Source organism: Variovorax sp. 01T432, from assembly GCF_056398605.1.
The window spans coordinates 1-19,358 of the sequence record NZ_JBFTPS010000069.1; the positions used below are offsets into that span (position 1 = coordinate 1).

At 68.5% G+C, this 19,358-nt stretch carries 20 protein-coding genes; 12 read left to right on the forward strand and 8 right to left on the reverse strand.

Going from position 1 to position 19,358, the window contains the following annotated elements:
- From AC1DNF_RS31645 to AC1DNF_RS31670, 6 genes are all read left to right on the forward strand, one after another.
- Positions 1–457, forward strand: a 457-nt coding sequence (locus AC1DNF_RS31645) for an aminotransferase class I/II-fold pyridoxal phosphate-dependent enzyme (protein WP_478152619.1), incomplete at its 5' end; no start/stop codon positions are given.
- Positions 458–562: 105 nt separating this feature from the next.
- On the forward strand, positions 563–1,204 hold the full coding sequence (locus AC1DNF_RS31650) for a glutathione S-transferase (protein WP_478152620.1): 642 nt from the start codon (positions 563–565) through the stop codon (positions 1,202–1,204).
- Positions 1,205–1,209: 5 nt separating this feature from the next.
- Positions 1,210–2,112, forward strand: a complete 903-nt coding sequence (locus AC1DNF_RS31655) for a PhzF family phenazine biosynthesis protein (RefSeq protein WP_478152621.1) — start codon at positions 1,210–1,212, stop codon at positions 2,110–2,112.
- Positions 2,113–2,119: 7 nt separating this feature from the next.
- Entirely contained in the window at positions 2,120–2,806 is a 687-nt protein-coding gene (locus AC1DNF_RS31660; protein WP_478152622.1) for a VOC family protein, read from the forward strand.
- Positions 2,807–2,808: 2 nt separating this feature from the next.
- Positions 2,809–3,441 (forward strand): LysE family translocator, encoded by a 633-nt coding sequence (locus tag AC1DNF_RS31665; RefSeq protein WP_478152623.1) that lies wholly within the window; start codon positions 2,809–2,811, stop codon positions 3,439–3,441.
- A 3-nt stretch (positions 3,442–3,444) separates the two neighbouring features.
- Entirely contained in the window at positions 3,445–4,410 is a 966-nt protein-coding gene (locus AC1DNF_RS31670) for a threonine dehydratase (RefSeq protein WP_478152624.1), read from the forward strand.
- A gap of 15 nt (positions 4,411–4,425) precedes the next feature.
- Here AC1DNF_RS31670 and AC1DNF_RS31675 read toward each other — a convergent pair whose 3' ends face one another.
- Positions 4,426–7,422 carry an autotransporter outer membrane beta-barrel domain-containing protein gene (locus tag AC1DNF_RS31675; protein WP_478152625.1) on the reverse strand — a complete coding sequence of 999 codons (2,997 nt, stop codon included), beginning with the start codon at positions 7,420–7,422 and terminating at the stop codon, positions 4,426–4,428.
- Between the two features lie 221 nt (positions 7,423–7,643).
- On the opposite strand from AC1DNF_RS31675, the gene AC1DNF_RS31680 reads away from it, so the two are divergent.
- The gene (locus AC1DNF_RS31680; protein WP_478152626.1) at positions 7,644–8,318 is read left to right on the forward strand and encodes a histidine phosphatase family protein; all 675 of its coding nucleotides are present in this window, start codon (positions 7,644–7,646) and stop codon (positions 8,316–8,318) included.
- Here AC1DNF_RS31680 and cutA read toward each other — a convergent pair.
- The 3 genes from cutA to AC1DNF_RS31695 form a co-directional block, all read right to left on the reverse strand.
- Positions 8,309–8,641 carry a divalent-cation tolerance protein CutA gene (gene cutA / locus AC1DNF_RS31685; RefSeq protein ID WP_478152627.1) on the reverse strand — a complete coding sequence of 111 codons (333 nt, stop codon included), beginning with the start codon at positions 8,639–8,641 and terminating at the stop codon, positions 8,309–8,311. The two genes, AC1DNF_RS31680 and cutA, sit on opposite strands and share 10 nt — an antisense overlap.
- A gap of 166 nt (positions 8,642–8,807) precedes the next feature.
- On the reverse strand, positions 8,808–9,161 hold the full coding sequence (locus AC1DNF_RS31690; protein WP_478152628.1) for a hypothetical protein: 354 nt from the start codon (positions 9,159–9,161) through the stop codon (positions 8,808–8,810).
- 17 nt (positions 9,162–9,178) lie between these two features.
- Positions 9,179–9,424, reverse strand: coding sequence for a GlsB/YeaQ/YmgE family stress response membrane protein (locus AC1DNF_RS31695; RefSeq protein WP_478152629.1), 246 nt, complete (start codon positions 9,422–9,424; stop codon positions 9,179–9,181).
- A 143-nt stretch (positions 9,425–9,567) separates the two neighbouring features.
- On the opposite strand from AC1DNF_RS31695, the gene AC1DNF_RS31700 reads away from it, so the two are divergent.
- A complete protein-coding gene (locus AC1DNF_RS31700) occupies positions 9,568–10,197 on the forward strand; it encodes a YbhB/YbcL family Raf kinase inhibitor-like protein (protein WP_478152630.1) in 630 nt (209 codons plus the stop codon).
- A 30-nt stretch (positions 10,198–10,227) separates the two neighbouring features.
- Here AC1DNF_RS31700 and AC1DNF_RS31705 read toward each other — a convergent pair whose 3' ends face one another.
- Positions 10,228–11,058: a creatininase family protein gene (locus AC1DNF_RS31705; RefSeq protein ID WP_478152631.1), complete on the reverse strand. Its 831-nt coding sequence runs from the start codon at positions 11,056–11,058 to the stop codon at positions 10,228–10,230.
- Positions 11,055–11,963: a LysR family transcriptional regulator gene (locus AC1DNF_RS31710; RefSeq protein WP_478152632.1), complete on the reverse strand. Its 909-nt coding sequence runs from the start codon at positions 11,961–11,963 to the stop codon at positions 11,055–11,057. Before AC1DNF_RS31710 ends, AC1DNF_RS31705 begins: the two co-directional genes overlap by 4 nt.
- 87 nt (positions 11,964–12,050) lie before the next feature.
- On the opposite strand from AC1DNF_RS31710, the gene AC1DNF_RS31715 reads away from it, so the two are divergent.
- Positions 12,051–13,061 carry a zinc-binding alcohol dehydrogenase family protein gene (locus AC1DNF_RS31715; protein ID WP_478152633.1) on the forward strand — a complete coding sequence of 337 codons (1,011 nt, stop codon included), beginning with the start codon at positions 12,051–12,053 and terminating at the stop codon, positions 13,059–13,061.
- Here the strand turns inward: AC1DNF_RS31715 and AC1DNF_RS31720 are convergent.
- Positions 13,058–14,422 carry a PQQ-dependent sugar dehydrogenase gene (locus AC1DNF_RS31720; RefSeq protein ID WP_478152634.1) on the reverse strand — a complete coding sequence of 455 codons (1,365 nt, stop codon included), beginning with the start codon at positions 14,420–14,422 and terminating at the stop codon, positions 13,058–13,060. The genes AC1DNF_RS31715 and AC1DNF_RS31720 overlap by 4 nt on opposite strands.
- A gap of 131 nt (positions 14,423–14,553) precedes the next feature.
- On the opposite strand from AC1DNF_RS31720, the gene AC1DNF_RS31725 reads away from it, so the two are divergent.
- The 3 genes from AC1DNF_RS31725 to AC1DNF_RS31735 all read left to right on the forward strand — a co-directional run bounded on the left by AC1DNF_RS31725 (position 14,554) and on the right by AC1DNF_RS31735 (position 18,343).
- A complete protein-coding gene (locus AC1DNF_RS31725; RefSeq protein ID WP_478152635.1) occupies positions 14,554–15,297 on the forward strand; it encodes an alanyl-tRNA editing protein in 744 nt (247 codons plus the stop codon).
- 136 nt (positions 15,298–15,433) lie between these two features.
- Entirely contained in the window at positions 15,434–17,557 is a 2,124-nt protein-coding gene (locus tag AC1DNF_RS31730; RefSeq protein WP_478152646.1) for a protein-disulfide reductase DsbD family protein, read from the forward strand.
- 93 nt (positions 17,558–17,650) lie between these two features.
- Positions 17,651–18,343, forward strand: coding sequence for a thioredoxin family protein (locus tag AC1DNF_RS31735; RefSeq protein WP_478152636.1), 693 nt, complete (start codon positions 17,651–17,653; stop codon positions 18,341–18,343).
- 12 nt (positions 18,344–18,355) lie between these two features.
- Here AC1DNF_RS31735 and AC1DNF_RS31740 read toward each other — a convergent pair whose 3' ends face one another.
- On the reverse strand, positions 18,356–19,300 hold the full coding sequence (locus AC1DNF_RS31740; RefSeq protein ID WP_478152647.1) for a tripartite tricarboxylate transporter substrate binding protein: 945 nt from the start codon (positions 19,298–19,300) through the stop codon (positions 18,356–18,358).
- Positions 19,301–19,358 lie beyond the last annotated feature (58 nt).

The window sequence follows — 19,358 nt, forward strand, 5'->3', positions numbered from 1 at the left end:
CAAGCAGGCGGCCGACCTGCACAGCCCCGGCTTCAACCAGCGCATGGTGTCGGAGGTGATGAAGGACGGCTTCCTCGACCGCCACGTGCCCACCATCCGCGCCCTCTACAAGCGCCAGCGCGACGCCATGCTGGCTGCCCTCGCGCGCGAGATGAAGGGCCTGGGCGTGGCGTTCAACAAGCCCGCCGGCGGCATGTTCCTGTGGCTGCGCCTGCCCGCTGGGATGGACGCCGTCGCGCTGCTGCCCAGGGCGGTGGAACGCAACGTGGCCTTCGTGCCGGGCCTGCCCTTCTACGCCGGCGAGGGCGATCCGCGCACGCTGCGCCTGTCTTTCGTGACGGCCAGCGTCGAGGAGATCGACATCGCCATCGCCGCACTGGCCGATGCCGTGCGGGAGCAGCTGGCACACAACGCCGCGGCGGATCTCGAACGCCAGCTCGCGGCCAGCGCGACCTGAAGCCATGACCGACGGCGCCACGCGGCCTGCTCGCCTCTGTGATGATCGCGCTGGCGCCACGCCTGTCGTTTCTCGCGCGCCCCACTGACTCGAAGGACTCCGAACATGCTCAAGATCTGGGGGCGCATCAGCTCCATCAACGTGCGCAAGGTGGTGTGGTGCGCGCAGGAACTCGGTCTCGACTTCCAGCGCACCGAGGCCGGAGGCCAGTACGGCGTGGTCCAGACGCCGGGCTACCTCGAGATCAATCCGAACGCGCTGGTGCCGACCATCGACGACGGCGAGGGCGACAGCCGCGTCACGCTCTGGGAATCGAACGTGATCGTGCGCTACCTCTGCGCCAGGCACTCGCCGGGCCAGCTCTATCCGGAACCGCTGGCCGCCCGCTTCGACGCCGAGCGCTGGATGGACTGGCAGCAGACCACGCTGAATCCGGTGAGCGCCGGCGCCTTCAGGCAATGGATCCGCACCCCGCCCTCGCAGCGCGACCCGGCGCTGATCGCCTACTCGGTTCGCTCGACCGAGCCGCTCTTCGCGCTGCTCGACGCCCATCTCTCCAGGCATGCGTTCATGCAGGGCGACAGCTTCACGATGGCCGACATTCCAGTCGGCTGCGAGGCGCACCGCTGGTTCGGACTGCCGGTGAGCGAATACACGCGGCCCGCGTGGCCCAACGTCGAGCGCTGGTTCTCCGACCTGCGCGGCCGCGCGGGCGCGCGCGGCGTGCTCGACCTCCCACTGGAATGAATCCCATGAAAACCAGGCCCTTCAAGCAAGTCGACGTCTTTACCGCGAAGCCCTATGCGGGCAATCCGCTCGCGGTCGTCCTCGATGGCAGCGATCTCGACGCCGGCGCGATGCAGAACTTCGCCCGCTGGACGAATCTCTCGGAAACCACCTTCCTGCTGCCGCCCACCGAGCCCACGGCCGACTACCGGGTGCGCATCTTCACGCCGGGCGGCGAGCTGCCCTTCGCGGGCCATCCGACGCTCGGCAGCTGCCATGCCTGGCTGCAGGCCGGGGGCCGCCCGAAATCCACGCACATCGTGCAGCAATGCGGCGCCGGCCTGGTGCCGATCCGGCGCGAGGGCGAGCGGCTGACTTTCGCCGCCCCGCCGCTCAGGCGCAGCGCGCCCAGCCCGACGCTGCTCGCCAAGGTGGCGGGCGCGCTCGGCCTCAAGGCGCAGCAGATCGTCGCCGCGCAGGTGCTCGACAACGGCCCCGTCTGGCTCGGGCTGCTGCTCAAGGACGCGGACACCGTTCTTGCGCTCAAGCCCGATCATCGCCTGCTGGTCGAGCTCAACCAGAAGGTCGGTGTCGCGGGGGTTCCCGCGCAGGACGATGCGCCCCAGTTGATTGCCCGGTCGAACCGGGAGGCGCGCGCCTTCGCGCGCTCCGACGAAGCGGCGGCGGGCCTCGAAGTGCGCGCCTTCGCTGCGCCGATCGGGGTCGAGGAGGATCCGGTCACCGGCAGCCTGAATGCGAGCCTGGCGCAGTGGCTGATCGCCGAAGGTCATCTGCCCGAGCGCTATCTCGCCGCGCAGGGCCAGTGCCTGGGACGCGCGGGACGCGTTCATGTCATGCGCGATGCGGACGGCCAGGTCTGGGTCGGCGGCGACTCGGTCACCTGCATCGACGGGAACGTCACGCTGTAGGCCAGCCATGAACGCGCGCATCGATCACCTTGTGATAGCGGCACGCAGCCTGGACGAGGGCGTGCAGTGGTGCGAGGCCACCTTGGGCGTCGTGCCCGGCCCGGGCGGCGCGCATCCGCTGATGGGCACGCACAACCGCTTGATGAAGATCGCCACCGCGGCCTTTCCGCGCGCGTACTGCGAGATCATCGCCGTCGACCCGAAGGCCACGCCCGAGCGCGTCGCCGGAATGCACAGGTGGTTCGACCTCGACGACGCCGCCCTGCAGGCCGGGCTCGCGCGGGGTGGCCCGAGGCTGGTGCATTTCGTCGCCTCGGTGCCCGATGCCAGTGCCGCGGTGCAGGCCCTGGCCCACGGGCGCATCGATCGCGGACAGGTGATCGAGGCCTCGCGCGACACACCGGCCGGGCGGCTTTCATGGCGCATCACGGTGCGCGACGACGGCCAGCGGCTCCTGTATGGCACGCTGCCCACGCTCATCGAGTGGGGGCCCGTGCATCCGACCGACAGCATGGCCGACTCGGGCGTGACGCTGCGTTCCTTCACGCTCACCCATCCGCGCGCCGGCGACCTGCAAGCAGCCATGGAGGCCATCGGCCTGACGAATGTGCCGCTGGCCGCCGGCACGCCCAACCTGCGTGCCGCATTCGATACGCCGCGCGGCGTCGTCACGCTCGAATCAAGGGGAATCTGAAGATGCTGAGCCTCACCGAAATCGCCTGGTTCTCGCTCGCCGCACTGATTCTGGTGCTGACGCCCGGGCCCAACATGATCTATTGCGTGTCGCGCACGCTGTGCCAGGGGCGCAAGGCCGGACTGACCTCGCTGGCGGGTGTGCTGCTGGGCTTCGTGGTTCACCTGATGGCGGCTGCGCTGGGACTGACAGCACTGCTGATCGCCGTGCCCCTCGCCTTCGATGCGATCCGCCTCGCGGGCGCCGCCTATCTCCTGTGGCTCGCCTGGCAGGCGGTGAAGCCCGGCGGCACGGCGCCCTTCGAAGCCCGGCTGCTGCCGGACGACCCGCCGGCCAGGCTCTTCAGCATGGGCTTTCTCACCAACCTGCTGAACCCGAAGGTGGCGATGTTCTACCTCTCTTTCTTCCCGCAGTTCCTGCACCCGGATCGCGGCTCGGTGCTGGTGCAGAGCCTGACGCTGGGTGCCATACAGATCGGCGTGAGCGGTGGCATCAATGCGCTGCTCGTGCTGTGCGCGGCGAGCCTGACGGCCTTTCTCTCGAAGAGCGAGGGCTGGCTGCGCACCCAGCGTTATGTGATGGGCAGCGTGCTCGCGGCGCTCGCGGTTCGCATCGCCATCTCGGATCGAAAGTAGTCCATGAAATTCACTCGCGAGGACATCGAAGCCGCCCGCCGCACCGTGTACGCGGCGATGCCGCCGACGCCGCAGTACGCCTGGCCGCTGCTGGCCGGGCGCCTGGGATGCACGGTCTGGGCCAAGCACGAGAACCATACCCCGGCCGGCGCCTTCAAGGTGCGCGGCGGGCTGACCTACTTCGAGACGCTGGCGCGCGAACAGCCCGAGGTGCGGCGCGTGATCAGCGCGACGCGCGGCAACCACGGCCAATCGGTCGGCTTCGCCGCGCGGCGCCACGGCTTGGCCGCGACCATCGTGGTGCCACACGGCAACTCGGTGGAAAAGAATGCCGCCATGCGCGCGCTCGGCGTCACGCTGGTCGAGCATGGCGACGAGTTCCAGACAGCGAGCGAACACGCAGCGCTGCTGGCAGAGCGAGACGGACTGCACCGCGTGCCCTCCTTCCATCGCGAACTGGTGCGCGGCGTCGCGACCGGCTGGGTCGAGTTCTTCGAAGCGCTGCGCGAGGCACCGCCCGATGTCCTCTTCGTCCCCATCGGTCTGGGCTCGGGCTTTGCCGGCGCGGCGGTGGCGCGGGCGCATTGCGGCGTTTCGACGCGCCTGATCGGCGTGGTCTCGGCCCATGCGACCGCGTACCGCGATTCGTTCCGCGCCGGGCGTCCGCTCGAGGCGCCCGTCAGCACCGTGCTGGCCGACGGCATGGCCTGCCGCACCCCGGTGCCCGAGGCGCTGGAGCTGATCCTGCGCGAGGCCGATGACGTGATCGCGGTGACCGACGGCGAAGTGGCGCAGGCGATGCGCGCGCTGTTCACCGACACCCACAACGTGGCCGAGGGTGCCGGCGCCGCCGCGCTGGCCGCCGCGATGCAGCAGCAGGAACGCTGGCGCGGCAAGACGGTCGGCATCGCCGTCTCGGGCGGCAACGTCGACGCCGCAATGTTCGCCGGCGTGCTGACGGGGCCCTGAGCGCCCCGCCGCGGCCTACCAGCGAACGCGAACGCCGATCGCGCCCTGGATCGAGGACTTCACCCGGGTGTCGCCACCGGTGCTGAACAGCTTGCCGACTTCGCCGTAGACGCTCACGGTCTTCGTCAGCGAGAGCGTGGCGCCGGCCGCCAGTTCGGCCGAGGTGTAGCTGCCCGAACTCAGGATGTCGGTGAAGGCGGCCGGGCCAATGAAGCGAGCGCGGTCGTCGCCCCCCGTGCCATGGACGATGCCCACGCGGGCGTAGGGCTGCAAGCGGCCGACGGAAGTCGCGAAGTCGCCTTTCACCCGCACGCCGACGCCCGCGGTCCAGCTGCCGGAGTTGTCCTGCTGCACGCTCGCGCCCGAGAGGGTCAGGTCGTCGATGCTCCCCTTGCGGTAGCTCAACTGCGCCTGCGGTTCGATGGTCCAGCCGGCGCTGCCGAGCGCGAAGGCCTGTCCGACCTCGACCGAGGCCGTCAGGCTGTGACCCTTGCCGGAAGCGGCCGAGCCGCCGTCGGGACGGATGGTGTAGGTCTGGGAGCCGTACTGCAGCACGGTGTCGACATAGAAGCCGGTGGCGTTGCCGTAGGTGGCATAGGCGCCGAGGTAGCGGCCACGCAGGTCGGTGGAGCCCACCGCGCGCCAGGTGCCGCTGGCCGAGCCGCTCAGGTCGGCGCCGCCGTCGAGCGTGCCGACGTAGAGACCGCCGCGCCAGTCGCCGAGCGGGGACACGTAGAGGTCAGTGCCCGCCTGGATGCCGCTGACGTGGCCCTGGGTGGACGGATTCACGGTGCCGGTCTGGCGGATATCGACGTCGCTGTAGACGGCGCGCGCCCACGCGCGGCGCTCGGTCGCGAGTGCCCCGCCGACGGGTGTCAGGCTCGCGAGTGCTTGCGCGCTGGCGTCGTCGTCGCCGAAGCGGCTGTGCATGCTGCCGATCATCGCCAGGTCGGTCTGGCGCATCTGGGCGGGCAATGCCGCGAGCATGGGCACCTCGGCGCGGAAGGCCGTGACCGGTGCGGGCGCGGGCGCGGGCGGAGGAGGCGTGAGGACCGGGACGACAGCGGGTGCGGGTGAAGACGATGGAGGTGCTGGCGGGGCCGGGGGGGCCGGCGGAGGCGGAGGTGGCGGAGGCGCCACGTCCGAGCGCAGGTACCAGCTCTCGCCCGCCCCGCTGGCGTCGGCGGCATGCAGGCGGTATTCGAAAGCGCCCGCATCCACGTGACCGGTGCCGCCCAGCGCAAAGGCATTCTTGGTCGTTTGCGCGGTTGTCGTCGCGCCATTGCGCGCGGCGATCACCTCGATGCCGTTGCCGGTGGTCTGGCCGCCAAGGCCGCCGAGATTCGTGATCTGCACCGTGGTGCTGCCGCTGGCAACCGCCGTCGGGCCGTCGAGCACCAGGCGGTCCGTCGGGCCGACGGCATTGAGCGTCGTGCCCAGCCGCAGGGTGCCGCCATTGCCGACGTATGCGCCGGTCACCCGCAGGTCCGTGCCGGGCGAACTGCCGACCAGCGAGACGGTGCCGCTGTTGCTGAGCGAGGCGACGCTCTGGCTGAAACCGGCCAGATCGAGGGTGGCGCCCGCGGCCACGGCATGCGCCGACGTGGCGCTGAGCGTGTTGACCGCGCCGGCGCGCAGGGTGCCGGCGCTGACCGTGGTGGCGCCGGCATAGTTGTTGGCGCCGCTCAGTGTGAGCGTGCCGGTGCCGACCTTGGTCAGCGAGCCGCCGGTGGCGATCACCATGTAGTTGTAGGGAACGCCAACGGCGGCCGAGGTTTGGGGACCCGTGTCCGTGATCGCGCCGCTGATGGTGTCGTTCTGGTTCAGCGCGCCGACCGTCAGGTTCTTCGCGCCGAGCACCACGATGCCCGCGCCCGACAGCGATCCGACCGACACGGTCGTGGCGACGTCGTTCACGAAGAGCCGGCCGCTGGCGCCGTTCTGGATGGTCGCGCCGCTCAGGTCGGGCGAGTTCTGCAGATAGACCGGGCCGCTGTTGTTGCGGATCAGCGCACTGCCGCCGCTGCTGTCGACGTTGAAGTAGACCCGGCCGCCGTTGTTCACGATCGTGGCGTTGGCCGCCGTGGAATACCGGTCGAAGAGCACGTACGATCCGGCGCTGTCGAGCGTGAGCGTCGAGTTGCCCGCACTGGCGCCGATGCCGAGGCTCATGTTGGGATTGAACTGGATGCCGCTGTTCGAGCCGTTGATGTCGGTGCTCGTGTGCACGGTGATGGCTAGATTGCCGGCCGTGGTCCCGACGAAGGCGATCTCGGCATTGCCATAGACGTCGACCGGTCCGGTGCCCAGGGAGCCCGCCGTGCTCGTCGCGACATTGATGCGGCCGGTGCCGCCGCCGATGCGGGTGCCGCCGCTGTAGTTGCTGGCGGCGTTGTCCAGGCTCAAGCGCCGGTCTTCGGTGCCGCTCGTGCCCGAATTGGTGAGCGAGAGGACGCCGGTGCCGGTGATCGCGCCGGTCAGCGCATTGTTCTGGGTGTCGGCGACGTCGATCGTGCCGCCGCCGGCACCCAGGCCGATGGCCCGCGCGCTGCTGAAGTTGTCGGCGCCGATGCGCAGCGTGCCGCCATCGAGGGCGATGGATGCGGGCGCCGTGGTGTTTCCGAGGTTGCCGTCCGTGCTCACCTGCAGCGCGCCGCCGTTGATGGCCGTGGTGCCCTGATAGCTGTTGGCCCCAATCAGGATGAGGGTGCCGGCGCCGGTCTTGGTGATGCCGCCGGCGCCGCTGATGACGCCGGACTGGGTGGCGGTGCCTGCGTCCGTGCTGTTCAGGATGGCCGACGCGCCAGTGACCGGCAGGGCCGTGGCATCGACGTCGGTATTGGCGTAGTTGCGGGTCTGCGCGCCGCTGGTGGCGGCAAGCACACTGAGGCCTGCGGCCACCACGGCTGTGGCGAGGCCGCCGGAGCGCTTGCCCCGTGCGGGAGCGATCTCCGAGACCGCGACCCACGCGCCGAGCGCGTGATTCCAGACGCTCCGATATGACTTGTTCATTTGTTTCTGCCGTCCTTCTTCTTGGAGTTGCGCCGCAGCTGTGCCCGGGCAGCAACACTTACTGCTACAAAAGTACGCATTCTTACATATTGAGAACTTTATGACTCACTTATTTACAAGTTTGTTGCCCGCACGCAAAGTCGTTCACGTTGCTATGAAATGAGGAGCAGAGGTCACCGCCGCGACGGGCCTTCATGGCGTCGGTGGGCAGAATCCGGTGCATGGGAACCCTCTACCTCGTGCGCCACGGGCAGGCCAGCTTCGGCGCGGCCGACTACGATCAATTGAGCGAGCTGGGCCGCAAACAGGCGGTGCGCCTGGGCGAATACTGGCGTGAACGCGGGATGCGCTTCGATGCGGTCATCACGGGTACGCTGAAGCGCCATCGACAGACCTGGGAAGGAATTGCCGAGGGCCTGGGCCTGCAGCATGACGAGGTGTTGCCCTGGCCGGGGCTCAACGAATATGACAGCGAAGCCATCATCGCGAGCATCCACCCCGGGAAACTCGAGAAGCCCGACTCACCGGAGATGTATCGCCATCACTTCCGCCTGCTGCGTGAGGGACTGGACGCCTGGATGCAGGGCCGGACCGCGCCGGCCGGCATGCCGAGTTACGTCGACTTCCTGGCGGGCGTGACCAGTGCGCTGGACCATGTGCGCGAAAGGCACCATGGCGCGAAGGTGCTCGTGGTGTCGAGCGGCGGCCCGATCAGCACTGCCGTCGGACATGTGCTCGGCACCAGTGCGCAGACCACCATCGAGCTCAATTTGCGCATCCGCAACAGCGCCGTCACCGAGTTCGCCTTCACGCCCAAGCGGCACATGCTGGTGACCTACAACACGCTGCCGCACCTCGACGGCCGCGCGTACGAGGACTGGATCACCTACGCCTGAAGCGGCCCGCTGCTGCCGGCATCGAGCCAGCGCAGGTAGTCGGCCGATCCGGTCACGATCGGCACCTGCACGATCTCCGGTGTCTCGTAGCCGTGGCGTTCCCGGATGAAGGCCTCGATCGCCGGATATCGGGCGCTCGCGCTCTTGATCAGGAGCAGCCATTCGGATTCGCGTTGCAGCAGGCCTTCCCAGACGTAGAAGCTGCGAATGCGCTGAACCTGTACACAGGCCGCGAGTCGCGCCTCGACGATCGCCGCGGCGAGGGCTTCGGCTTCGTCCTCGGTGCCAAGGGTGGTCATGACGATGCAGGCAGCAGAGTCCATGAGCGCCTCCAATCCTTCCAACGACGAAAAAAATGAAAAGCTCGGCCCCAGGCACCGGAACACCGGACCACCGCGGATCCGGCTCCGCCGGGCCGCAGGTGTTGCCCCCTGCAACGGGCGAGGCGAAGCGACACGAAGTGCGCGAAGCCTGGGGGGTGAGCCAGGCTCATGCTTGCCAGACACCATAGCCCGCCTCGCGCAGGGCGATGCCGAGTTCGACCTCCATCTCGCGAGCCACTTCATAAGGCATGGGGTTGTACACGGCGTAGAGCGCCGGCAGCAAGCGCAGGCCGTATTCGCGCACGAAGCTGTTGGCCTGGATGCCGGCCTTGTGCTTGTCGAAGCGCACGTCCGGGTCGAGCCCGGTCATGCCGACGTAGACAAAGGGCTTGCCCAATTGGTAGTCGGGGTTGGCGCGCCGGAAGCGTGCGACGTTCCACACCCGGTCGTCGAGTTCCACCACGTAGACGTGATGGTGGGGGCGCCCGCGTGGCTTGCGGACCGGAGGAGCCTGCGCCACGTCCCTGCGCCGGCGCTCTAGCGCCGCTTGATCAGCCCGTAGATGACGAGCAGCACGACGGCCCCGACCACCGACGCGATGAAGCCCGCGCCCTGGCCGGCCGTGTACCAGCCCATGGCCTGTCCGAGGTAGGTCGCGATGAGCGAGCCGCCAATGCCGATCAGCGTGGTCACGATGAAGCCGGCGGAGTCGTCGCCCGGTTTGACTGCGCGCGCCACGAGGCCCGCGACGAAGCCGATCAGAATGGTCCAGACGATGCTCATTGCGTTATTCCTTGGGCGGTTGATCGGGCGCGCCACCGCGAACGGCTGCGCGAATTCATGATAGCGGAGCCCTGAGGCGCGAGGCGGCGCTGCGTGTACCGCGTCCTACACACGCGCACCGGACGGCGCGCTATACATGCAGGATGCTCGAAAAACTCCCCGATGCGATCGGCCTGGCATTGCAGGGCGTGCGCGCCGGCCTTGACGCGATTGCCTTCAACATCATCGGCCTGCGTGCGGGCATGGCATCGATCGCGGTCAGCAGCCTGGCCGTTCGCGACCATGCGCCGATCCCGTCGCGCTACACGGCCGACGGCGAAGGCCGCTCGCCGCCGCTGCAATGGACGGGCGTGCCGGACAGCGCCGAATCGCTGGTGCTGATGGTCGAGGATGCCGATTCGCCGACGCCCCATCCACTGGTGCATGCGATCGTCGTCGACCTGCCAAGAGGCGACGGGGCCCTGGCCGAGGCCGCACTCGCCGGCCCCGGCCAGGAGGGGACCGGCCTGCATGCCGGCCTGAACTCCTACCTGCAGGCCGCATGGTTGCCGCCCGACCCGCCACCGGGCCACGGCGTGCACCGCTATGCCTTCCAACTGTTCGCGCTGGACGCACCGCACGGCTTTTCCGCGACGCCGGGCCGCGACGAGGTGATCGACGTGCTGCGAACGCACACGATTGCGAGCGGGCTCCTGATCGGCACCTGCGAGCGCCACGATACGACGATCAAGATCGGCGACAGGGCTACCGCGCGGCCTTTGCTGGCGGGCTGAGCGGCCCGCTCGCCACGGTTTGCGCGGGGCTCAGAGCAGGCCTTCGGTGCGCGCCGTCGTCAGCGGCAGGCGCGAGACCTCGACCAGCAGCGCGGCGAGCTGGCGCGCGGCCGCCTCGACCACCGCCAGGCCCTTTTCCGCCGTGGCCGCGGCAGCGTTGCCGGCGGCACCTTCGGGGTTGTAGTCCTCCATCGCCCAGCCGAGCTTGGCGCTCCTGCCGTTGCCCAGGATCGCGTAATCGGCGGCGCGTTGGCGGGAGGTCGAGGCGAAATCACGCGCAGCCGCCATCTGCACCCGCTCGGGTGACAGCGACAGCATCATCGAGGTCTCGATGTCGCCGCCATGCACGCCGAAGCGATGCTCATCGGCGCTGAACCGGTCGCCCGCATCGCCGAGCGGCAGGTTGAACCAGCTCACGCTATAGGCGATGAGCCCGTGCGCGGCGCGCAGCTCGCGCGCCACGATGTCCATCGCGCCGACATGGCCGCCGTGCGCATTGAAGAACACCAGTTTTCGCACGCCCGCGCGCGCCACACCGGCACCGATCTCGCTCCAGAGACGGATCAGGGTCTCGGCCGAGAGCGTCAAGGTGCCGGGGAAACTCGCGTGTTCGGGACTCAGGCCGATCTGCTGCGTCGGCAGGAAGAGCACCGGCAAATCGGCCGGCAGCAGCGGCAGCGCGGCGCCGACGATGCCGTCGACCAGCGTCGAATCCACGCAAAGCGGCAGGTGCGGCCCGTGCTGCTCCGTCGCGCCGAGCGGCAGGACCGCCACGGTCGTCGCGGGGTCGAGCGCGCCGAAGTCGCGCGTCGTGAGCTGGGACCAGAATCGGCTGGTGGAACGACGTTCGGGAGCGGTCATATGGCGATCTTAGTGGCGGCGAACCTGTCGGCCAGGAAATCCACGAACGCCCGCACGCGCGCCGGCACGAAGCGGCCGCTCGGCAACAGGGCGTGCAGCGGATAGGGCTCCGTATCCCAATCCGGCAGCAGGCGCACCAGCGCGCCCGAGGCCTCGTCCCGCCGCACGTCGAGCGCCGATTTGAGCGTGATGCCCCGGCCGTCGAGCATCCATTGGCGTGCCAGCGAGGCGTCGTCGACGATGCGGTCGCCCTCGACCCGCACCTCGGTCCATTGGCCGTTGCGCGCAAATCGCCAAAGCCGCTGGTGCCGGCCGCTGCGGTGGAAAGTCAGGCAGTTGTGCTGCAGCAGATCCTGCGGCGTCTGCGGCGCGGGATGCCGGTCCAGATAGGCCGGCGCGGCGCAAAGAACGGGCCGGGAATCCGCCAGCTTGCGCGCCACCAGTCTCGAGTCCGCCAGGGCGCCGTAGCGCAAGGCCACATCGACCTCGTCGCGCGTGACATCGAGCGGCCGGTCGCCGACCGACAGCGCGAGTTGCAGGCCGGGGTGGGCATCCATGAATTCGTCGAACCAGGGCAGCAGGGTGCTGCGCGTGAGGTCCGACGGCGCCGCCACGCGCAGCGTCCCGACCAGCGCGCCGCGATCGGCCGCCACCAGCGATTCGCCTTCGGCCAGCAGTTCGAAGGCCCGGCCCGCGTAGTCGAGCATCGTCTGGCCCTGCGGCGTGAGCCGCATGGCGCGGGTGGAGCGCTCGAAAAGTCGCGCGCCGAGTTGCGCCTCGAGCCTCTTCAGTGCCGCGCTGGCTGCCGCCGGTGTGACACCCAGCGTGCGGGCGGCGGCGGTCAGGCTGCCGCCGCGCGCGGTATGCACCAGTACGTGAAGATCGCCGATATTCTCAATTTTCATTTGAAACTGATGGTTCTCAGAGCCAGCTTATCAAGGATTGATTGACTATCTAAAGTCGACGCATCGACTCATTCACAAGGAAATCCAATGAAGGCCGTTGGCTACCATCTGCCCCTCCCGATCGACAATCCCGCCTCCCTGGAGGATCTCACCTTGCCCGATGCCACACCCGGCGCGCGCGACCTGCTGGTGCGCGTCAAGGCGATTTCGGTGAATCCCGTCGACACCAAGGTGCGCAGGAACGCTGCACCGGAGGCCGGCCAGGCGAAAGTGCTGGGCTGGGATGCTGTCGGCACGGTCGAGGCGATCGGCAGCGCGGTGAAGAACTTCAAGGTCGGTGACCGCGTGTACTACGCCGGCTCGATCATCCGCCCCGGGGCCAACAGCGAATTGCATGCGGTGGACGAGCGCATCGCCGCGCGGGCGCCGGCGAGCCTGAGCGACGCCCAGGCCGCCGCCCTGCCGCTGACCACGATCACGGCGTGGGAGTTGCTGTTCGACCGCCTGCGCGTCCCCCAGGGAGGCGGCGCGAGCCAGATGCTGCTGATCACCGGCGGCGCCGGCGGCGTCGGTTCGATCCTGATCCAGCTCGCGCGCCAGCTCACCCAGTTGCGCATCGTCGCCACCGCTTCGCGCGCCGAAACGCGCCAGTGGTGTCTGGCGCTCGGTGCGCATGTGGTGATCGACCATTCGAAACCGCTCACCGCAGAGCTGAAAGCCGCGGGCATCGGCGAAGTCGACCTGGTCGCGAGCCTGACGCAGACCCAGCAGCACTACGCCCAGCTCATCGAATGCCTGAAGCCCCAAGGACAGCTCGCCGTGATCGACGACATGCCCGTGCTCGACGCGATGCCGCTGAAGACCAAGAGCCTCTCGCTGCACTGGGAAATGATGTTCGCCCGCTCGAGGTTCGAAACACCCGACATGGCCGAGCAAGGCAGATTGCTTGCCGAGGTCGCGGCGCTGGTCGACGCCGGCCGAATCCGAACAACGGCCAACGCGAGCTTCGGGACGATCAATGCGGCCAACCTGCGCAAGGCCCACGCGCTGATCGAAAGCGGCAGGGCCCAGGGCAAGGTGGTGCTGGAAGGCTTCTAGGGCGCGGCGCGTCTGGTCCGGGCTACACGCCAGACGGCGTTGCCGACATCATCGGCGACCAGCAGCGCGCCGCTCTTGTCGAGAGCCACGCCGACAGGGCGGCCCTGCGCCTTCTCGTCGGCGTTCAGGAAGCCGGTGAGGAAATCCACAGGCTGACCCACGGGTTTGCCGCCGATGAAGCGCACGAACACGACCTTGTAGCCCGACAGCGGCCTGCGGTTCCACGATCCGTGCTCGCCGACGAAGACGCCGCTGGCGAACTCGGGCGGCATACCGCGAGGGCTGGAGAAAGTCATGCCCAGCGGCGCCACGTGGGAGCCGAGCGCATAGTCGGGCGCGATGGCCTTGGCCACCATGTCCGGGCGTTGCGGTTCCACGCGCGCGTCGACATGGCCGCCGTAGTAGCTCCAAGGCCAGCCGTAGAAGGCACCGTCCCGCACGGAGGTGAGGTAGTCGGGCACGAGGTCGCTGCCGATCTCGTCGCGCTCGTTCACCACGGTCCACAGCAAGTGGGTGTCGGGCTCCCAGCCCATGCCGTTAGGATTGCGCAGGCCACTGGCAAAGAGTCGCTTCTGCCCGCTCTGGACGTCGACCTCCCAGATGGCCGCGCGCCCTTCCTCGGCCGGGATGCCGTTCTCACCCACGTTGCTGTTGGAGCCCACGCTCACATAGAGCTTGGTGCCCTCCCCGTTGGCGATGACATTCTTGGTCCAGTGGTGGTTGATGCCGGCCGGCAGATCGGTCACCTTGGTGGGCGTGGCGGTGATCGAGGTCTGGCCCTCGGTGTAGGGAACCTTCACCAACGCGTCGGCATCGGCAATGAACAGCTCACTGCCGACCAGGGCGACGCCGAAGGGCGACATCAGGTTCTGCATGAACACCTGCCGCGTTTCGGCAACGCCGTCGCCATCGGCGTCGCGCAGCAAGGTGATTCGGTTGGCGCTCGGAACGCCGGCACCGGCACGCTCCTGCACCATGCCCATCACCTTCGATCTGATCTGCGCGACGAGGCCGTCGCCGCCGTCCTTCGGCTCGCCAGGCTTCGGCGGACTGTTGCTTTCCACCACCAGCACGTCACCGTTGGGAAGCGCATAGACCCAGCGCGGGTGATCGAGGCCGCGCGCCAGCGCCGTCACACTGAAGCCGCTGGCCGCGGTCGGACCGGCGGTATCGGTCCAGCCGACGGCCGGTGCGATGTTGACGGTGGGTACCAGCGACTGGTGTGGCGCCGGCAAGTGCGGTGCGGGGCCGATCCCGGCCCCGGGCGGCAGCTTGGAGGTTTCTCCGCAGGCGGCGAGCAGGACGGCGACGGCCATGGGCGCGGTCAGCGCGATACGGAGGAGGTAGCGGCGGGATGTCATGGTCGAAGGTCTTTCATGGCGGCTTATGCAATCCGCGCATGATTGCGGCGGGCCAGCCGTCCCCGGTGTCGGCTGTGGGCGCTTTCAGGCGTGGGCGCACCCCGTCTGGGCGTCGCCGCTACCATCGGGCGATGACTGACGACCTCTTCCGCTCCGACGCCTACCTGCGCGAATGCGAAGCCCGCATCCTGCGCATCGAGGAGGCCGGGATCGTGCTCGACCGCACGGTGTTCTATCCGCTGGGCGGCGGGCAGGCCGGAGACAGCGGGCATCTGGCCCTGCCCGATGGCCGGCAGCTCGCGATCGCGGACACGCGCAAGGCCAAGGACGCAGAGGGCCGGGTCACCGACGAGATCCTGCATATTCCTGCACCCGGCCAGGCGGAAGCGCTCGCTTCACTGGCGCCCGGCGTCACTGTGGCGGCCCGCATCGACTGGGCGCGTCGACACAAGCTGATGCGATTTCACACCGCCACGCACCTGCTGTGCCATCTGGTGCCGCAACCAGTCAATGGATGCTCGATCACGCCGGAGTATGCGCGGCTGGATTTCCACATGACCGATCCGCTGGACAAGGAAGCGCTGACGGCCGGTCTGGCGCGCCTGGTGGCCGAGGCCCATCCGCTGGCCGTGAGCGCGATCACCGAAGCAGAACTCGATGCCAATCCAGCACTGGTCAAGAGCATGAGCGTGCAGCCACCGCGCGGCACCGGCACGGTGCGGACCATCCGAATCGGCGATGGCGAGCTGATCGACTTCCAGCCTTGCGGCGGCACGCATGTGGCGAATACGCGCGAGATCGGCGCCGTCGTGGTCACGAAGATCGAGAAGAAGAGCGCCAATTCCCGCCGGGTGGTATTGGGATGGGCGCCATGATTTCGCCGGAACTTCGACCGGTGCACCCGCTCCGACTGACGGCATGACCGTTACCTTCCCTTTCTCGCTCGTCGCCAGCTTTCGCCGGTTTCGCCTCGCGGGCGTGCTGCTCGCAGCATTCTCTGCCTTGGTTTGCATGCCGGCTGCCGCCCAATTGGCGTCCCGGACCGGGTCCGTCGTCACCACGGCCCACGTCCGCGCCGAACTGATCGCACACGCACCCGACGGCATCGCGCCCGGCGCGCCCGTCTGGGTCGGCCTGCAGATCACGCACCAGCCCGAATGGCACACGTACTGGAAGAACGCCGGCGATTCGGGCCTGCCGACCGAATTCGCCTGGTCGCTGCCGGCGGGCATCTCCAACGGCGATATCGCCTGGCCGGTGCCGAAGAAGATTCCGATCGGCAACCTGGCCAACTACGGCTACGAGAACACGGTGCTGCTGCCGGTGCCGCTCACAGTCGCGCCGGACTTCAAGCCGCCTGTGGCGCTCGCCGGTGCCGCCGAAATCGACATCAAGCTGAAGGCCTCCTGGCTGGTCTGCCGCAAGGAATGCATCCCCGAAGACGGCGAGTTCATGCTCAAGCTGCCGCTGAAGGGTTCGACGGCACTGCACAAGAGCGAATTCGACGCGGCGCTCGCCTCCGTGCCGGCGGCGCTCGCCCAGCCCGGCACTATCACTATCGAAGGCGCCATGCTGCAGGCCAGGATCGAAGGCCTGCCCGCCTCGGCCCGCGGCAAGACGTTGGAGTTCTTCCCCGAGACGGCCGAGGTGATCCACACCGCGGCGATCCAGGACAAGGACTGGACGCAAGCCTGGGACGGCGACACCTGGACGGCCACGCTGCCGCTGGCCGACCAGCGCAGCGCAAGCCCCGAGGTCATGCCGGTGGTGGTGGCGCTCGCCGAGGCCGACCGCAAGCCGGGCCAGCCCGTCGCATGGCGCACGGAGGCGGCAGTCAGCGGGAGCTGGCCGGCCACCCCCACCGTCGCCCACGTCACGCCCGCATTGCAGGCGGCGCTGGATTCCAACGCCGCCGCGCCCGCGCCACAACCTACGGGCACCCTCGTCGCCGCCCTCATCGGCGCGTTCCTGGGTGGCTTGCTGCTGAATCTGATGCCGTGCGTGTTCCCCGTGCTCGCGATCAAGGTCCTGAGCTTCACGCGGCGGGCCGAGGACGAGCGCGGCCATCGGCGAGGTGCACTGGCCTACACGGGCGGGGTGGTGCTTTCCTTCCTGGCACTGGGCGGCGCCATGCTCGCCCTGCGCGCGGCCGGCAGCGGGCTGGGCTGGGGCTTTCAGCTCCAGTCACCCGCGGTGGTGGCCGCGCTGGCCGGCCTCTTCACCCTGATCGGACTCAATCTCTCGGGCGTGTTCGAGTTCGGCATCGTGGCGCCGGCGGCGCTTTGCACCGCGCAGATCAAGCATCCCATTGCCAACGACTTCCTCTCGGGCGTGCTGGCCGTGGTGATCGCCTCCCCGTGCACGGCGCCATTCATGGGCGCGTCGCTCGGCTTCGCGATCGGATTGCCGGCCGGTCAGGCGCTGTTGCTCTTTGCCGTCCTCGGTTTCGGGCTGGCGCTGCCCTACCTGGCGGCCGGCTTCGTGCCCGCCTTCGCGCGCCTGCTGCCCAAGCCCGGCGCATGGATGAACACGCTGCGCAGGCTGCTTGCCTTTCCGATGTTCGCGACGGTCGCCTGGTTGGTATGGGTGCTCGGCCAGCAGAGCGGCATTGACGGTGCGGGCTCGCTGCTCGGCCTTCTGGTGTGCCTGGCAGCTATCGTGTGGGCACTGACCCTGCGCGGCCGCACGCGAGTCGTCGTGACAGGCCTGGTCGTTGCAGCGAGCGCAGCTCTTGCGGGCAGCATCGGCGGCAACGTGGTGCGGCCGATGGACCCCGCTGTCGCGGCTTCGCCTGCCGGGCGGTGGCAGCCCTGGTCGCAGTCGCGCGTGAGCGAGCTCGCTTCGGCCGGCCGGCCCGTGTTCGTCGATTTCACGGCCGCCTGGTGCGTGACCTGCCAGTACAACAAGCGGGCCACGCTGGCCGATCCAGGTGTGCTGGCCGAATTCGATGCCAAGAAGGTCGCCATGCTGCGTGCCGACTGGACGCGTCGCGACCCCGCCATCACCGCCGCCTTGAATGCCCTCGGCCGCAGCGGCGTACCGGTCTATGTGTTGCACGTGCCCGGTCGCGCGCCACTGGTGCTCACCGAAATCCTGAGCAAGGAAGAAGTCAGGACGGCGTTGGCGTCGCTTTGACCATGGGCGCCTACGGGTTGTCACAAGCAGTTGAGGAAAGCGTTCTAAGCTGTCGCTGTTGTTGAATATTTACCGCCAGGAGTTCAAGCCGACATGGCCCCATCGTCATCCTCGACCTCGCGTTCCTACCGCGCTGCCCGCAATGCCCGCGCCGCCTTGAGCCGCGCATCACGACGCGCCGTGATGGCCGCCGCCGTGGCGCTCGGCGCCACCTTCCTCATGGGCACGAACGCCCTCGCCGCGCCTGCTGTCGGGCAGCAGGCGCCGGATTTCGTGGCCGTCGACACCAGTGGCACCCAGCATCGCCTTTCCGATTTCGCCGGCAAGTTCGTGGTGCTGGAATGGACCAACCCGGGCTGCCCCTTCGTGCGCAAGCACTACGGAAGCGGCAACATGCCGGCAACCCAGAAGGCGGCCACCGCCAAGGGCGTTGTCTGGCTCGCCGTCAATTCGACCGAGCGCGCGGCAAGCGAATACATGAAACCGACAGCGGTGGACGCCTGGATGAAGGAGCACGCCGCCGCCCCGACGGCCGTGCTAATGGATGAGGACGGGGTGATCGGCCAGGCCTATGGCGCGCGCACGACGCCGCACATCTTCATCATCGATCCGAAAGGCGTGCTGGTCTACGCGGGAGGCATCGACAGCATTCCATCAGCGCATGTCGACGACATCCAGACTGCCACCAACTACGTGAACAAGGCGCTCGCGGAAGCACTGGGCGGCAAGCCCATCAGCGTCGCGGCGACCCGGCCCTACGGCTGCTCGATCAAGTACAAGACCTGATTTCGCGCGGCACTAGTCGATGGCCACCTTCCCTTCCTTCACCAGGATCGCGAACTTGGCCGTCTCTTCGCTGATCTGCCTGGCCATCTCCTGAGGCGTTCCGCCGAGCGCTTCCGCGCCGACAGCCTGCATGCGGCGGATGAAGTCCGGCGACCGGATGATCTTCACCATCTCGGTGTTCAGGCGTGTCAGCACGTCCCTGGGCGTTGCGGCCGGCGCCAGTACGCCGAACCAGGTCCCGATGTCGAAGCCCTTGAGTCCGGCTTCTTCGAGCGTGGGCACATTGGGAAGCACCGACGAGCGCTTGGCGGTTGTCACCGCCAGCGCACGCAGCTTGCCGCTCTGGATGTGCTGGAGCACGGGCGTGATGGTGTCGAAGGACATCGCGATCTGCCCGCCCAGCAGGTCGGTGGTGAGCGGCCCGCTGCCCTTGTAGGGCACATGAAGTAGTTCGGTGCCGGTGCTGGCCTGGAACTGCGTGCCGATCAGGTGCTGCGCGGTGCCATTGCCGTTCGATCCATAGGCCAGGCCGTTCGGCGAAGCCTTGGCCAAGGCGACCAGTTCGGCGACATTCCTGGCCGTCGTGTTGGCGGCGTTGACGACCAGCACATTGGGCACCATGGCGACCGTGGTGATGGGCGCGAGGTCTTTCTGAAAGTCGTATGGCAGCTTCTTGTACACGCTGGTGGCAATCGTGTGATGCACCGCACCCATGAGCAGCGTGTAGCCATCGGGCCTCGCCTTGGCCACGTAGTCCGCGCCCAGGGTCGCGCCGGCGCCCGGGCGGCTCTCGACCACGACGGGCTGCCCGAGGCTTTGCGAGAGCTTGTCGGCGAGGGCGCGCGCGAGCACATCGGTGGTGCCCCCCGCCGGGAAGGGCACCACCAGGCTGATGGGCTTGGTAGGCCACGCTTGCTGCCCGAAGGCGCCCGCCGACAAGCCGAGGCCGATCGCGATCGCGCAGGCCTGGATGAGCTGGCGGCGTTGAAGTCTGAAGTCGTCGGGCAAGGTTTGT